Origin of the sequence: Nocardia colli, assembly GCF_008704205.1 — a bacterium.
In the GTDB taxonomy this organism is placed as follows: domain Bacteria; phylum Actinomycetota; class Actinomycetes; order Mycobacteriales; family Mycobacteriaceae; genus Nocardia; species Nocardia colli.
Map to the genome: position 1 here is coordinate 418,183 of NZ_VXLC01000004.1, position 13,737 is coordinate 431,919.

A 13,737-nucleotide genomic window follows, 5' to 3' on the forward strand; every position below is an offset into this window, starting at 1 on the left:
TGCCGAAAGCCGTGCGCCGACAAAGGATGCGATCTGCGCGTTCGTTGGTTAACGAGCGTGTTTGCTGACTGAACGCTAGAGTGTTGTTTTGGTCTTACGTTCGCATTCTTTACTTCAAGACGCCGTCCATCGCGCGCTCATGAGCAGGAGATACGTTGATGACTATTGGGGAGCTACCCAAGCAGGACACGCGGCAACCAGAGTTTGCCGGTCCGGACTACACGCTGGCGACACTGCGCGTGAACGGTCACGTTTTCCCGGTGGCGCTCGAACCGCGGGTCAGCCTGCTCGACGCCCTGCGCGAGTACCTGCGGCTCACCGGCACCAAGAAGGGATGCGACCAGGGGGCCTGCGGCGCGTGCACGGTCTGGGTCGACGGCAAGCGCGAATTGTCCTGCCTCACCTTGGCGTTGAGTGTGGAGGGGCGCGAGATCACCACCATCGAGGGGGTCGCGGAGGGGGAGGAGCTGCACCCGGTGCAGCGCGCGTTCATCAGCTGCGACGGCTTCCAGTGCGGGTATTGCACGCCGGGACAGATCATGTCGGCGATCAAATGCATCGAAGAGGGACATACCGGCGACGACGCAGAGATCGCCGAATGGATGAGCGGCAATATCTGCCGCTGCGCCGCGTATCAGAACATCCGGGACGCGATAAAGAGCGCGCGCGACGAGATGGGGGAGAACCGATGAAGCCCATCGCGTTTGCCCGCGCCGAGACGGTGGACCAGGCGCTCGCCGCGGTGACCGCCCGCCCGAATACCGTATTCCTCGCGGGCGGCACCACTTTGGTGGACATGCTGCGGATCGGCGCGATGGAGCCGGACAACGTCGTCGACATCAACCGGTTGCCGCTGACCGATCTCGAGCACCGGCCGGACGGCGGCCTGCGCATCGGTGCGCTGGTCCGGATGAGTGAGGTGGCCGCCGATCCCGTTGTGGTGGAACGCTTCCCGTTCCTGTCCATCGCCCTGTGGAAGGGCGCGTCCGCGCAGATCCGCAACATGGCGTCGATGGGCGGCAACCTGATGCAGCGGGTGCGCTGTCCGCAGTTCCGGGATGTCGCGTTCGACTGCAACAAGCGGACGCCGGGCAGCGGGTGCGGTGCGCACGAGGGGCTGCACCGTGGGAATGCCGTATTGGGTACCAGCGAGCACTGTTTCGCCATGCACCCGTCCGATATGGCGATTCCGTTGACCGCGCTCGATGCCGTGGTGCATGTGCAGGGACCGCGCGGTACCCGCGCCATCGCCTTCGACGATTTCTTCCTGTTGCCCGGTGACACACCGCATCTGGAGCATCCGATCACCGCCGACGAGCTGATCGTCCGAATCGACGTGCCGCCGTTGCCGTTCGCGGTGAACTCGCACTATCTGAAGGTGCGCGACCGCGAATCCTATGAGTTCGCGGCGGCTTCCGCGGCGGTCGCGCTGGACCTGGCGGACGGTCAGGTGCGCGATGTCCGCATCGGCCTCGGCGGGGTGGCGACCAAGCCGTGGCGGGCCAGGATGGCCGAGGCGCTGCTGATCGGCAAGCCCGCGACGAAGGAGAACTTCGCGGCGGCCGCGGCCACCGAGCTCGCCGCCGCCGACGGCAGCCACGCGATGAATCGGTTCAAAATCGAACTGGCACAACGCACCATGGTGCGCACCCTGGAGATCGTGACCGAGCAACTGGGCGGGCGGAAATGAGCGCCCCCGCCGTTCCCAAGCTGATCGGCCAGGGACTCGACCGGATCGACGGGCACGCCAAGGTCACCGGGGCCGCCCGCTACACCGCCGAGATCCCCATGCCGAACGCCGCGTACGGGGTGATCGTCGGCGCCGAGATCGGCAACGGCACAATGACATCCATCGATGTCGGCCGCGCGCTGCGGGCCGGTGCGGTCGCCGTGCTCACCCACGAGAACCTGCCGAAGGTGCCGTCGGTGCCGCTGCTGCCGTCGCTGTTCGGCCAGCCCGCGCCCGGGCAGACCTTCTTTCCTATGCAGGACACCACGATTCACTACTTCGGTCAGCCGATCGCGGTTGTCGTCGCGGATACCTTCGAGGTGGCGCAGGAGGCCGCCCGCCTGGTCGAGGCCACCTATGATGCGCGGCCCGCGCTGGTGCGCCTGGACGACGGACGCGACGAGCAGTACCTGCCGGACAGCATTTTCGCCGGTCAGATACCCGCGTCCCAGTCGCGCGGCGACTTCGCGAGCGCGAGCAAGGCCGCCGCGCACACGGTCGACGCGACGTTCCGGTTCGCCGCCAATCATCACAATCCGATCGAATGCTCGGTCACCGCCGCGATGTGGAACGGGGATTCGGTCACCGTCTACGACGCCACCCAGGGCATCGTGGCCAGCCAGCTGACCATCGCGGCGCACCTCGGCATCTCGCCGAGCAAGGTGCGGGTGGTCACCGACTACGTCGGCGGCGGGTTCGGCGCGAAAGCCATGATGTGGCCGCACGTTACGCTCGCCCCGCTGATCGCGCGGGAGCTGGGCCGGCCGCTGCGGGTGATCCTGAATCGCGAGCAGATGTTCCACGGCACCGGATTACGCGAAGAGCAGGAACAGCGCGTCACCCTGGTCAGCGACGCCGACGGCCGGTTCACCGGGCTGCGCCACCACAAGCTCTCCGTCACTTCGCATTTCGACGACTGGGCGGAGCCGTCGCTGGAGGTGGCGAGCAAGGCGTACGGAATTCCGCACTGGGAGGGGCAGTATCGGCTGATCAAGGGCAACACGATGACGCCGACCTTCATGCGCGGGCCGGGCGAGGCGTCCGGGATGGTCGCGCTGGAATGCGCCATCGACGAACTGGCCGAACAGCTCGGCGCGGACCCGGTCGAATTGCGGCTGCGCAATCACGCCGCCGTCGATCCGGAAAGCGGGAACCCGTGGAGCTCCGACGGTTACGTCGAATGTCTCCGGCTGGCGGCCGAACGGTTCGGCTGGGACGGCCGGATCCAGACCCCCGGATCGCACACCGACGGCAACTGGCTGCTCGGCTGGGGCGTCGGCACCGCCGGCTACCCGGTGTACGAGCCGGGGCAGCCGCAGCGAGCCCATGCCCGGCTGCGCTCGGACGGCTCGCTGGTCGTCCAGACCGGCACGCAGGAGTTCGGCACCGGCGTCGCGACCGCCATGTCGCAGGTCGCGTGCGATGCCATGGGTATGCCGTTCGACCGCATCCGCTTCGAGATCGGCAACACCGACTACCCGAACATCGCGGCCACCGTCGGCTCGATCGGCGCGAGCGCGGTCAGTTCCGCGGTGCACACCACGTGCACGCAGTTGCTGGCCCAGCTCATCGAGATCGCGGTCGCGGATATCGATTCACCGTTGCGCGGTCGCACGCCCGATGAGATCGAAGGGGTCGAGGGCGTGCTGCGGCTGGTCGATGATCCGTCGGTGACCGACGCCTACGCGGATGTGCTGGAGCGCAACCATCTTTCGGACATCGAGACGACCGGCAGCTGGCGACCGGCCTCGCCCGCCGCGCCGTACGGGAAGATGAGCTTCGGTGCCCAGTTCGCGGAGGTCGCGGTCGACCCGGAGCTCGGGTTGATCAGAGTGCGGCGCATGGTCGGCGCGTTCGCACCCGGCCGGGTGCTCAACACCAAGCTGGCCCGCAGTCAGGTGCTCGGCGGCATGAATTGGGGCCTGTCCCAAGCACTTATGGAAGGCTCGCTGCCCGACACTCGCGACGGCCGCTGGGCCAACGCGTCACTGCTGGAGTACCTGCTGCCGGTCAACGCCGACGCCCCCGAGGTGGACATCTCGTTCGTCGCGGTCGACGACACCGTAGTGAACCCATTGGGCGTCAAGGGAATCGGCGAACTAGGTATGATCGGCGCGGCCGCCGCCATCGTCAACGCCGTCCACCACGCCACCGGCCGCCGCTTCCGCGACATCCCGCTGCGCATAGAACACCTGCTCTGACTTCCCGCACCACTCTTGATTTCCCGCACCGAAAATCGCATGCAAAATTTCGGTGCGGGAAATCAAAGGTGGTGCGGCTCAGCGGTGGATGGGGCCGTTGAGGCGGTCGAGGGGGCGGGCTGAGGCGTTGCCTCGGTCGGCGAGGATCTGGGCGGCGATGGAGATCGCGGTCTCGTCGGGGGTGCGGGCGTTGAGGTCGAGGCCGAGGGGGCTTTTCAGTCGCGCCAGTTTGCTTTCGGCGACGCCGGCGGCGCGCAGGCGTTCGGTGCGCTCGGCGTGTGTGCGGCGGGAACCGAGGGCGCCGACGAAGGCGATCTCGTCGATGTCCAGGGCCGTCGCGATCGTCGGCACGTCGAACTTGGTGTCGTGGGTGAGCACGCAGACCACGGTGCGGCCATCGATGCGTCCCGCCGCGTGCTCGGTGCGAAGATACCGGTGCGGCCAATCCACCACGACCTCGTGCGCGGACGGGAATCGCGCCGAGGTGGCGAAGGTTTCGCGGGCATCGACCACGGTGACCCGGTAACCGAGTTGCCGCCCGGTGCGGCTCAGCGCGCGCACGAAATCATTGGCACCGGCCAGGATCATCCGCGCGGGAGCGCCGAAGACTTGCACGAAGACCCGTGGACGCGGGGAGGCGTCGACTTCACATTCGTCGGCGCCGACCACGCCACTGCGTCCGGCGGCGAGCAATGCGAGCGCGTCCCGATCGACGTCGTGCCAGATCTCCTTCGACCCGCCTTCCAGCAGCTTCCACTCCGCGGTGGTATCCAGCCTGGTCGCCAGCGCGACGGGCGATCCGCTCGCGATCCGTTCGCGCAACGCGGACAGCACCGGAACCTGATCCGGCCCCAGCTTTTCGACGAAGACCTCGATCTCCCCACCGCAGGTCAATCCCACCGCCATGCCATCACCGTCGGCATAACCGAACCGATCGGTCACCGCGTGGCCGGTGGCCAGCACCTGGCGCGCCGACTCGACGACCGCTGCCTCCACACACCCACCCGACAGCGAACCGAACACGTCACCGGAGCCGGTCACGATCATCGCGGCACCCGGTTCTCGCGGCCCGGGCCCGGTGGTATCGACCACCCGCGCCAAGGCCACGGCCCCCTGCCCCGCCAGCGTTATCAGTTGCTCGAGCATTGCGCGCATCAGCACGGTTCCTCTCTCGAGCGAGCACACCGGAGTACACCGGCTCCTCCCAGCCTAGCTATCCGAAAGCTATTCGGCCGTGCGGCAGCGACGCACCGCACACCCGCTGACTTCCCGCATACCGAATCGCCGACGATCGCGCGTGCGGGAAATCAGGAGGTGTGCGGCTGATTCGAGCCGGCCGACACGTGGTCGGCGAGGCGCTCCTCGGCCTCGTCGGGTACGGGGGTTCCCTCTTCGGCGAGTCGCGCCTGTAGGGCGGCGACGGTGAGCCGGCCGGGGGACTTGCTCGGCCGTCTGAGCACGGTGACGACCAGGATGAGCAGGCCGAGCGCCAGGACGGCGCCGCCGACTGTGACGAGCAGATTCATCACTGCCTCCTCTGGTCACGCATCAATCGGTCGTCTCGCGGAGTGCGAGGCCGGGTGGGACCGTGCCGGTGCGGAAGTAGACGGCGAAGATCTCGGCCGCGTCCTCGGCCGTGAATACCTCGTCCGGATAGATCCACGGCGCGGGCATGCTCTCCGGAACCTGCACGCAGATGCCGGGTTCGCCGTCGTGACCGGTGCCACGGCCGACGGTGCGGCGGTGGGCGACACCGTCGAGAACGGTGCGCAGTTCGATCACCAGCGCGTCGGCCGAGCCGGTGCACTGGAGATAGTTCTGCCCGGGGGCGGAGCTGATCGCGGGGGTGATGTCGGCGGAGCGCATCGGTGCGGGCAGCCGGGACAGCTGGACCGAGAAGCGGTGGTAGCCGTCCAGCCTGCGCAGCGGGCGCAGGAAGTTGTCGATGGTCTCGCCCGCGCCGATGAACAGCTTCAGCCGATCGCTGTAGGTGACCCGGTGGGTGGTGATGATCGGGTCGGCCGCGTCGACAGCGCCGGACTGCGTCGGCCTCGGCCGCACCGTCCGGACTGTGGGTGCGGAACTGGCCGCCGTCGAAAGTTCAACACTCATCGAGCTCACCTATCACGCATAGTTACCTTCTAGCTATTCAAGCATTGCACCAAGATTTCCCGAACGGAAGAGGTGAGTGACCCGCGACACAATTCGGTCACGATGATCATCGGCAGCCGCCGGCCACGCGCCGGCGGCCTGCGTTTTTCAGCGCCGGATACCCGGTGCGGGCAAACGGTTTTCGGGGTCGTGCCGATAGACCGGCGTGAGCAGCTCGGCCTCCAGGGGTTCGCCGGTCGCCCGGTCGAAGCGGCAGGCCACCAGCACGGAGAACAGGTGGGTGCCCGCGCGTTCGTGCAAGGTGGCCAATCGGGTGGCGAGCAACCGGATGGCACCGAGCGAGCCCGGCGGGTGCATGCCGTCGATCATCAGCACCGAGCCGCGCCCGTCCGGACGCGGTAGCCGGGCCAGGTAGGCGATGTCGTGCGGATCGGGCCCGCCGGGCCGATAGACCCGGCGCGCGGCTCGATCCTCGATGCCCCGCCGGGCGTCGCCCGCCCTGGCCACCGCGCGCCGTAGCCGCGGGTCGGCGGCGATCAGCTGCCGCACGCTCGGCGAGAGCTCCGGCCCGCCGAGCACGATCAGGCCGTCCCGGTTCAGGTCCACCGGTCGCCCGGGGAGGAAGTGTTCGACCGAAGCGGTGAAGCCGAGCTCCCGGAGCAACTCGACGAGCCGGTGCGCCGCCGCGGGATCCGGTGCGCCGATCACCCGGCCCGCGCGGACCTCCGGCACCAGCACCGTGAGCGTCCCGTGCCCGAAGAACAGACCCTCCGGCGCCGGACCCTGGGTACTCACCTGATGGATGCGCGCACGGGAAAGTCCGGCTGCCGCACCGATTCTGGCGAAGGTCCAGCCTTCGGCGTGTAGCTCCCGGATGACCGCACGACGGATCCTGGTTAGCTCGTTGATGGTCTGCTGGGCCGCAGCCACACCATCGGTGGCCGCTTTGAGTCGCTCGACCTTGTCTTCGATCGCGAAAACGCGCGCCACGTCATCGGCCGACATGTGGGAAGTCTAGACAGCTGGACAGGCCAAAGTGTCTAGAACTCTTGACACTGCACCCTTCTCGTGACGCAGTGACGCCAGGTCAGGTGGCGTCGGTGTCGATGGGTGGACGTTCGTTGCGCTCCAACGGTTTTTCCAGCTTCGGCATCGGATAGTCCGGCATGCCGCTGTTCGCGCCGAGGAAGTCCTTCTTGTCCGGCAGCGCGTCCTCCATGTTGCGGAAGATCGAATCGTCGCCGTTCAGAAGGTGTTTGGTGACCATGCCGCGCGGCGTCATGCCGCGCAGTTCGTTCAGGTCGGCCAGCGGCTTGCGCAGGTCCTCGAACTCCGGACCGAGCTCATCACGCAGCTGCGAGGTCGCGCCACTGGCGTAGTCGCGCACCTGCCGCAGGCTGCGCGTGGTCCAGCGAACCGCGCCGGGCAGTCGCTCCGGTCCGAGGATCACGAGGGCGGCGACGAGCAAGATCATCATCTCGCTCCAGCCGATATTGCTGAACACGTATCAAGGTTACCCGGCCAGTCGCCCAGCGGCGCAGGGGACGGCAGGCCGACGGAGTTCGGCCGGAGTGGGTGAACTCAGTCGGATTCCAGCGTTACCGGGACGTCCACCTGCCTGCCGTCACGGATCAACACCACGTTCACCGTCTCGCCGATATTGCGCGACTGCACCGCGACCACCAGCTCGTCCGGACCGGTGACCTCGCGGTCGCCGACCTTGACGATGACGTCCTTCTCCACGATGCCCGCCTTGGCCGCCGGGCCGCCGGCCACCACGTCGGCGACCTCGGCGCCGCTCATCTGCTCGTTGGCCACCACCTTGGTGCGCAGGTTGAGGCCCATCGTCGGGTGGTGGATCAAGCCGTCCTTGATCAGGATCTGCGCGACTTGGATCACCCGGTCGACCGGGATGGCGAAGCCGAGGCCGACCGAGCCGCCGGTCTCGCTGCGGATGGCGGTGTTGATGCCGATGACCCGGCCTTCCATGTCGACCAGCGCGCCGCCGGAGTTACCGGGGTTGATCGAGGCGTCGGTCTGGACCGCGTCGATCACCGCGTTCGTGTCGCTGCCCTCGCCCTGGAGTTTCACCGGGCGGTGCTGGGCGCTGACGATGCCGGAGGTGACGGTCTTGCTGAGGCCGAGTGGGGAGCCGATGGCGAGCACCTCGTCGCCGACCTGGACGTCGCCGGACTTGCCGAGCTTGGCCACGGTGAGGTTCTTCACATCGACCTTGAGCACGGCCAGGTCGGACTTCGGGTCGCGGCCGACGATGTGCGCGGGCACCCGGGAGCCGTCGGAGAACTGGACCTGGATGACGGCCCGGTTGGTCTTGTCCTGCGCGGCCATCGAGACCACGTGATTGTTCGTCGCGATGTAGCCGAGGCCGTCGATCACCACGCCGGAGCCGGTCGCGCCGTTGTCGCCGACGGTGACCCGGATGGACACGACGGCGGGCAGCACGGCGTTGGCGACCTTGGCGATCTGGCTGTGCGGCTGTGCGGTGTCGGTGCTCTGCTCGAGGGTCACCTTGCGCGAGGTGAGGGTGGAGGCCTGTTCGGCGGTCAGCCTGCCGACCAGGCCGCCGAGCACGCCGACGGCGAGCGCGATCAAGGCGAGCAGGGCGAGTGCCTTGGGGGCGACCCTGGAGCCGAAGAGGACCTCGCGCGCGCTGAGGCGTTGCGCCTGCGGCAGCGGCTGGGGCTTCGGGGTCGGCACCGCGGGGGCGCCGAGGCGGGCGGCGGAGTCCGGATCACGCCACGGATCGACCGGGCCGGCGACGGGTGCGGCGCCGTTGGCCGCGTCCGGATCGCGTTGCAGCAGTTCGGTGGAACCGTCGGGACGGCCGAAGGCCTCGGCGAGCACCGCGTCCGGCGGACGGTTCTGCACGTCCTGGCCGGACACCGGCTGCGCGCCGCGCGGCAGCGGTTCGGCGAACGACCCGCGCTGGCCCGCCGGCCTGCGGAAAGCGTGCGCGGTGTGGTTGTCGACATGGGGTCGATATACCGGCCGGGGGCCCAATACGGGCGCGTCCGGCGGCCTCAGGGTTCCCCTGTCGCCCGCCGAATCCGTGGACCTACCCTGGACGCGATCCGGGGTGTCGGCCGATCCGGTATTCGTCGATTCCGTCGTCACTCGGGAAACTCTACTTGCGCCACCACGTTGTCCACCGAGTCGCGGCAAACGAATCGGTGAGAAAGCCGAAAACTGCCTCGTTGCGCGGAGTCCCGGTGGTGCCCGAAGTTTGGCTCGACGCGGCGCCGGGAAGATCGGCGAGCGGAATTCGGGTCAGGCTGTCGTGCAGTCCGTGCGGAATCGAGATGGGGCCCGACTGGCGCAGCGCGATACGCGCCTGCTGCTGTGCATCGACCTCGGCCGCGCATTCCGGGCACAGAGAAAGATGTTGGGCGGCACGCAGATAGGCGTTCATCCGCAACTCGCCGTCCACATAGGCCGCGATCGCCTCGCTGGCCAGATGCTCGGTGGGACGAAAACGAGGCGGACGACCGGGCGTGCTGGAGTCGCCACTCATTCGGTGCTCATCCTTCCAACCGACATCATCCGAACCTTGGGGGTGATGCCGGCTTTCGTCCAGCTCACCCGATACTTGCTGCATCAGCGGCGAACCGCTGCTCACTTCCATTATGCGCAAGGTAGTCGCGCAGTGCCTGTCGCCCGCGATGAATCCGGCTGCGCACGGTGCCGAGTTTCACGCCGAGCGTAGCGCCGATTTCCTCGTAGGAGAGTCCTTCGATGTCACACAGCACGACCGCGGCGCGGAATTCCGGCGCGAGCGAATCGAGCGCGCGTTGCAGATCCGGGTCGAGGCGGGCGTCGTGGTAGGCCTGCTCCGGGTCGGGACCCTCGGACGGGACCCGGTCGTAGTCCTCGGGCAGCGCCTCCATCCGGATGCGGTTGCGGCGCCGGACCATGTCCAGGAACAGGTTCGTGGTGATGCGGTGCAACCAGCCCTCGAAGGTGCCCGGCTGGTAGCTGGACAGTGAGCGGAACACCCGGATGAAGGTGTCCTGAGTGAGATCCTCGGCGTCCTGGGCATCGCCGGACAGACGGTAGGCAAGACGGTAGACACGGTCGGCGTGTTCGCGGACCAGGTCGTCCCAGGACGGCATGGCCGCCCGGTCACCGGTGGCATCGAAAGCAGCGGTACCGGTCAGATCGACAGCCTCTTCGGCGGCGTCGGATTCGATCGGCAGAATCTGCTCTGGCAGGGTGGCGTGCTCACGCGCCGCATCGACCATGTGGATGGGGCTACCTCCTACTAGGGACCGTAAACTCGGAACCAGGCTCCGATCCGAAATCTCTTTCGGGCCGGAAACCGTTACGTTCGGATACAACCGACAACATGTCTGTCGTTGTTCCCGCGTCCCGGGTCGAGCCGGTCTGTTGGTCTTGCGTTGCCCATACTCTTTCCTGTCCGGATATGGCCTGGATATGGAGATGCTGAGGGACACCTGAGAAAATCTGCGCGGAGATTGCTCGGCGGGGCGAGTAGTTCGGAACGCCCATACCAGGCGCCCAGCATTAACCTCATAGGCGTGGCATCGAATTTGGAGCGAAATCTCGCCTACGTGGAGGAATCCGTCGTGGAAGACGAGATCCTCGTCAGCGCGCGCGAACGGTCCACCGAACTCGGTGCGGTGCCGGTGCCACCGTCGGTGGGGGCGCTGCTGAGCATGTACGCGCAGCTGCTCGACGCCAAGGCCGTGGTCGAGGTGGGGACCGGCGCGGGGATCAGCGGACTATGGCTGCTCGACGGCATGCGCGAGGACGGCACCCTGACCACCATCGATTCCGAGCCGGAGCATCAGCGCGCGGCCAAGGAGGCGTTCCGCGCCGCTGAGATTCCGCCCGCGCGCACCCGGCTGATCAATGGCCGCGCGCTCGACGTCTTACCCCGGCTCGCAGACGGCGCGTACGACCTGGTTTTCATCGATGCCGCGCCGCTCGAGCACCCGCAGTACGTCACCCAGGCGGTGCGGCTGCTGCGCGCCGGTGGCGCGATCCTGCTGCACAACGCGCTGCTCGGCGGGCGGGTACCCGATGCGGCACAACGGGATCCGGCCACCCAGGCGGTGCGCGCGGCCACCCGCGCGATCGCCGAGGACCCGGAACTCACCAGCGTGCTGATTCCGGTCGGCGACGGGTTGCTCTGCGCTTCGCGCGGTTAGTCCGTACCGACATCGCGGTTCCCTGCGCGCACGCCGGGTATTCCGCGGGCGGAGGTACCGCAATGCGTGGGCACGAACTGTTCGAAATCGGCCACATCGGCCACACCATCTTCGAAACCCGATCGAGTTGGCTGCGGCCCGCGCTGATCTTCTTCGCGCTGATCATTCTCGCCGCGGTGATCGCGATGGTGGCGGTGAGTAACGCCGATTTCGATACCGGCCCGGCGAAAGTCACCCCGACGCACGGATCGTGCGAACCGTTCTGTACCGCCTCGCCCGCGCCGCCGGTGCCCGGCCGGTAGCTCGTCCCGGTGTGGGACATGTCACGGAATATGAAGTCCCGCAACGGATGTACGATGTCCGGTTCGCCTTCGAGAGGTCGCGTCCGCGGCGGGGAAACCGATGACGGACGCGCACGAAGGTCAGCCGGATCGCTGGTGACCGACCCCGGAGGGGTGGGCCGGTCGCCAGCGCTGTTCCGCCGGGTGGACCAAACAGCTACATCGCGGCGATTCGAGGCGCATGCTGCTCAGAGCACATCCGATACCAGAGCGGTGATGCCCGGCAACGGGCATGCGGAAGAGGTGCGAGCCGAGTGCTCTACTACATCCTGAACAACAGCAACAACGATGACGACGGCCGGCCGCAGATTCACTGGGGCGGCGCGATGGTCGCGTTCGCCCTGGTCCTGGTCGCCGCTGTGCTGGTGGTTTACCTGGTCAGCACGGCCGACTTCGGTCAGCCGTCGAAATCCACGGTGCCGCGCACGCCCGGCCCCTGCGCGCCGTTCTGCCCGGCTACGCCCGCGCCGCGGTTCTGATCGCCGCCGCGTCCACCAGGGCGCGCGCCCGTGGCCACTGCGCCGCGATGGCGGCCAGCTCGGCGGCTTCCTCCGCCAGATTGTCACCGGCACAATGGCGCAACGAGCCGGTGCCCGCCGGCGAATCGCCACGGGTTTTGGCGGCGCAGGCGCGCACCAGGCGCACCGCGAGGTCCAGCGCTTCACGTTCCTGGCCTGCCGTGGCGATCTCCGACTGAAGGTCCGCCGGTGTGGGCGTGGCGTACCGGGCCAGGATGAGCACGCTGTCCCGGATCTCGATGACGGTGCGGTGCAGGGCATATCGGTTACGGTGCGCGGCGTCCGGGTTCGACGTGCGATGCACGATCTCGGGACAGGCCGCGGTGAGGTCGAACCACAACGGCAGCAACCGCTTTCGGCGACGCGACCAGACGTCGAGTTCGGTCGCGTTGATCAGCCGGGCGAACACCGGCACCGCGCCGATGCCGAGGAACGGCAGCCCCTGGACGAAGATGGCGTTGTTGTCGATGACGACCTGCGCTCGGGTCAGCCAGCTTTCGTGCCCGAACGACCGCAGCCCCGCGCTGACCAGGGTCAGGCTGAACATCAGGAAGACGGTGCCGCCGGTGGCCAGCACCATCGCGTGCAGGGTCCGCTCGCGGCGATCGCTCTGTTCGCGCATCTCGGCCAGGCACACCCGGCCGAAGTAGAAGACCATCCAGTAGGACATCGGCGCCAGCGCCAGCCAGAAGCCGAACGGTCCCCAGCCGGGTTGGGTGTACATGGTGTCCGGACTCGGCCCCTGCGCCGGTCCACTACAGAGCAGCGCCACCGCGCAGGACGTGCCGGCCAGCCCGTAGACCGCGACCGCCGACGGCGAACGGCCGAGCATCACGCCCGCGAGCAGCAGGCTGGTCGCCGTGGTGAACACGAATCCGATGGCCCCGAGCTGGTAGATCAATCCGGGGCTCAGGCGGCCGCCGGTGAGCGCGCTGAGCTGAGCGCGCAGCATCGGCTCGTGTGTCGTGAGGATCTCGGTCACCAGGGCGATCAGCATGTTCAAGCGCCGCTCGATGAGCGTGGTGCGGAACCAGGGCAGCCGGATGATCAGCAGCAGCCAGGCGGCCACTGTGATCGGCAAGGTGACGGCGGTCGGCAGCATCAGGGCGGATTCCCCGGATCGTCAGTGGTGGAAGATCGCGCGGCCGAGCACGGAACCCGAACGGGGCGCGTCGGTTTCGGACATCACCAGGGAGGCGAACAGTTCTGCCTGGCTTTCCAGGATGTCGTCGTAGTCAGTGCGGGCCAGCACGCGCAGCACGATCTCGGTGTCGATTTCGGTGAACAGCTGCCGCAGCGTGCGCAGGTGCGCGGCCGGGGAGACGTAGCCCGCGTGATCGAGCAGCAGGTGCGCGAGCTCGTGCAACACGATGTGGTCGGTGTGATAACCCGAGCTCGCCGCGTCATAGGCGACGGCGAAGCTGTCCGGGCGTTCGATGACCACCCCGCAGGGAAATCCCTTGGCGGTCAACTCGGGTTGGGGCAGCAGCAGGATCGGCTTGCCGAGCCGCGTCGCGACGTGATCGACGAACTTCGCCAGCTGCCACGGCCGTGGAATGTCGAGCGACGCGGCGAGGGCACGAACCTGTTCCAGCGCGGGATCGGACTGCGCGCGCCTGATCATGGGACCAATCTTGCGGCCGGAAC

General features: G+C 67.8%; 16 protein-coding genes. 6 read left to right on the forward strand and 10 right to left on the reverse strand.

The window, feature by feature from the left end; all coding sequences use genetic code 11:
• Nucleotides 1-158: 158 nt before the first annotated feature.
• From F3087_RS13900 to F3087_RS13910, 3 genes are read left to right on the forward strand one after another with little or no spacing between them, the layout of a single operon-like run.
• Nucleotides 159-692 carry a (2Fe-2S)-binding protein gene (locus tag F3087_RS13900; protein ID WP_364722235.1) on the forward strand — a complete coding sequence of 178 codons (534 nt, stop codon included), beginning with the start codon at nucleotides 159-161 and terminating at the stop codon, nucleotides 690-692.
• Complete coding sequence (locus F3087_RS13905; protein ID WP_150402324.1) at nucleotides 689-1,690, forward strand: FAD binding domain-containing protein; 1,002 nt, start codon at nucleotides 689-691, stop codon at nucleotides 1,688-1,690. The genes F3087_RS13900 and F3087_RS13905 overlap by 4 nt, the downstream gene beginning before the upstream one ends.
• Nucleotides 1,687-3,930, forward strand: a complete 2,244-nt coding sequence (locus tag F3087_RS13910) for a xanthine dehydrogenase family protein molybdopterin-binding subunit (protein ID WP_150402325.1) — start codon at nucleotides 1,687-1,689, stop codon at nucleotides 3,928-3,930. The genes F3087_RS13905 and F3087_RS13910 overlap by 4 nt, the downstream gene beginning before the upstream one ends.
• 78 nt (nucleotides 3,931-4,008) lie before the next feature.
• Here F3087_RS13910 and F3087_RS13915 read toward each other — a convergent pair whose 3' ends face one another.
• The 8 genes from F3087_RS13915 to sigE all read right to left on the reverse strand — a co-directional run bounded on the left by F3087_RS13915 (nucleotide 4,009) and on the right by sigE (nucleotide 10,301).
• Complete coding sequence (locus F3087_RS13915) at nucleotides 4,009-5,085, reverse strand: XdhC family protein (RefSeq protein WP_191093950.1); 1,077 nt, start codon at nucleotides 5,083-5,085, stop codon at nucleotides 4,009-4,011.
• Between the two features lie 152 nt (nucleotides 5,086-5,237).
• A complete protein-coding gene (locus F3087_RS13920) occupies nucleotides 5,238-5,456 on the reverse strand; it encodes a hypothetical protein (protein WP_150402326.1) in 219 nt (72 codons plus the stop codon).
• Between the two features lie 22 nt (nucleotides 5,457-5,478).
• Nucleotides 5,479-6,042: a hypothetical protein gene (locus F3087_RS13925; RefSeq protein ID WP_150402327.1), complete on the reverse strand. Its 564-nt coding sequence runs from the start codon at nucleotides 6,040-6,042 to the stop codon at nucleotides 5,479-5,481.
• Nucleotides 6,043-6,189: 147 nt separating this feature from the next.
• Nucleotides 6,190-7,047: a hypothetical protein gene (locus tag F3087_RS13930; protein ID WP_150402328.1), complete on the reverse strand. Its 858-nt coding sequence runs from the start codon at nucleotides 7,045-7,047 to the stop codon at nucleotides 6,190-6,192.
• An 82-nt stretch (nucleotides 7,048-7,129) separates the two neighbouring features.
• Complete coding sequence (gene tatB / locus F3087_RS13935; protein ID WP_150402329.1) at nucleotides 7,130-7,546, reverse strand: Sec-independent protein translocase protein TatB; 417 nt, start codon at nucleotides 7,544-7,546, stop codon at nucleotides 7,130-7,132.
• Nucleotides 7,547-7,623: 77 nt separating this feature from the next.
• The gene (locus F3087_RS13940) at nucleotides 7,624-9,177 is read right to left on the reverse strand and encodes a S1C family serine protease (RefSeq protein WP_150402330.1); all 1,554 of its coding nucleotides are present in this window, start codon (nucleotides 9,175-9,177) and stop codon (nucleotides 7,624-7,626) included.
• Between the two features lie 10 nt (nucleotides 9,178-9,187).
• Nucleotides 9,188-9,574, reverse strand: coding sequence for a hypothetical protein (locus F3087_RS13945; protein ID WP_150402854.1), 387 nt, complete (start codon nucleotides 9,572-9,574; stop codon nucleotides 9,188-9,190).
• Nucleotides 9,575-9,638: 64 nt separating this feature from the next.
• Nucleotides 9,639-10,301: an RNA polymerase sigma factor SigE gene (sigE, locus tag F3087_RS13950; RefSeq protein ID WP_191093951.1), complete on the reverse strand. Its 663-nt coding sequence runs from the start codon at nucleotides 10,299-10,301 to the stop codon at nucleotides 9,639-9,641.
• Nucleotides 10,302-10,592: 291 nt separating this feature from the next.
• Here sigE and F3087_RS13955 point away from each other — a divergent pair, with 291 nt between their 5' ends.
• From F3087_RS13955 to F3087_RS13965, 3 genes are all read left to right on the forward strand, one after another.
• On the forward strand, nucleotides 10,593-11,231 hold the full coding sequence (locus F3087_RS13955) for an O-methyltransferase (RefSeq protein ID WP_150402856.1): 639 nt from the start codon (nucleotides 10,593-10,595) through the stop codon (nucleotides 11,229-11,231).
• 62 nt (nucleotides 11,232-11,293) lie between these two features.
• Entirely contained in the window at nucleotides 11,294-11,533 is a 240-nt protein-coding gene (locus tag F3087_RS13960; RefSeq protein ID WP_150402331.1) for a hypothetical protein, read from the forward strand.
• 293 nt (nucleotides 11,534-11,826) lie between these two features.
• Nucleotides 11,827-12,051, forward strand: a complete 225-nt coding sequence (locus F3087_RS13965; RefSeq protein WP_150402332.1) for a hypothetical protein — start codon at nucleotides 11,827-11,829, stop codon at nucleotides 12,049-12,051.
• Here the strand turns inward: F3087_RS13965 and F3087_RS13970 are convergent.
• Nucleotides 12,029-13,192, reverse strand: a complete 1,164-nt coding sequence (locus F3087_RS13970; protein WP_150402333.1) for an MAB_1171c family putative transporter — start codon at nucleotides 13,190-13,192, stop codon at nucleotides 12,029-12,031. The two genes, F3087_RS13965 and F3087_RS13970, sit on opposite strands and share 23 nt — an antisense overlap.
• A 21-nt stretch (nucleotides 13,193-13,213) precedes the next feature.
• Complete coding sequence (locus F3087_RS13975) at nucleotides 13,214-13,714, reverse strand: hypothetical protein (RefSeq protein WP_150402334.1); 501 nt, start codon at nucleotides 13,712-13,714, stop codon at nucleotides 13,214-13,216.
• Between the last annotated feature and the right edge of the window lie 23 nt (nucleotides 13,715-13,737).

What these genes read in the sequence shown, in the direction of transcription:
- F3087_RS13900 (WP_364722235.1), top strand. Translation starts at nt 159, where the DNA reads ATGACTATTGGGGAGCTACCCAAGCAGGACACGCGGCAACCAGAGTTT.
- F3087_RS13905 (WP_150402324.1), top strand. Translation starts at nt 689, where the DNA reads ATGAAGCCCATCGCGTTTGCCCGCGCCGAGACGGTGGACCAGGCGCTC.
- F3087_RS13910 (WP_150402325.1), top strand. Translation starts at nt 1,687, where the DNA reads ATGAGCGCCCCCGCCGTTCCCAAGCTGATCGGCCAGGGACTCGACCGG.
- F3087_RS13915 (WP_191093950.1), bottom strand. Translation starts at nt 5,085, where the DNA reads ATGCGCGCAATGCTCGAGCAACTGATAACGCTGGCGGGGCAGGGGGCC.
- F3087_RS13920 (WP_150402326.1), bottom strand. Translation starts at nt 5,456, where the DNA reads ATGAATCTGCTCGTCACAGTCGGCGGCGCCGTCCTGGCGCTCGGCCTG.
- F3087_RS13925 (WP_150402327.1), bottom strand. Translation starts at nt 6,042, where the DNA reads ATGAGTGTTGAACTTTCGACGGCGGCCAGTTCCGCACCCACAGTCCGG.
- F3087_RS13930 (WP_150402328.1), bottom strand. Translation starts at nt 7,047, where the DNA reads ATGTCGGCCGATGACGTGGCGCGCGTTTTCGCGATCGAAGACAAGGTC.
- F3087_RS13945 (WP_150402854.1), bottom strand. Translation starts at nt 9,574, where the DNA reads ATGAGTGGCGACTCCAGCACGCCCGGTCGTCCGCCTCGTTTTCGTCCC.
- sigE (WP_191093951.1), bottom strand. Translation starts at nt 10,301, where the DNA reads ATGGTCGATGCGGCGCGTGAGCACGCCACCCTGCCAGAGCAGATTCTG.
- F3087_RS13960 (WP_150402331.1), top strand. Translation starts at nt 11,294, where the DNA reads ATGCGTGGGCACGAACTGTTCGAAATCGGCCACATCGGCCACACCATC.
- F3087_RS13970 (WP_150402333.1), bottom strand. Translation starts at nt 13,192, where the DNA reads ATGCTGCCGACCGCCGTCACCTTGCCGATCACAGTGGCCGCCTGGCTG.
- F3087_RS13975 (WP_150402334.1), bottom strand. Translation starts at nt 13,714, where the DNA reads ATGATCAGGCGCGCGCAGTCCGATCCCGCGCTGGAACAGGTTCGTGCC.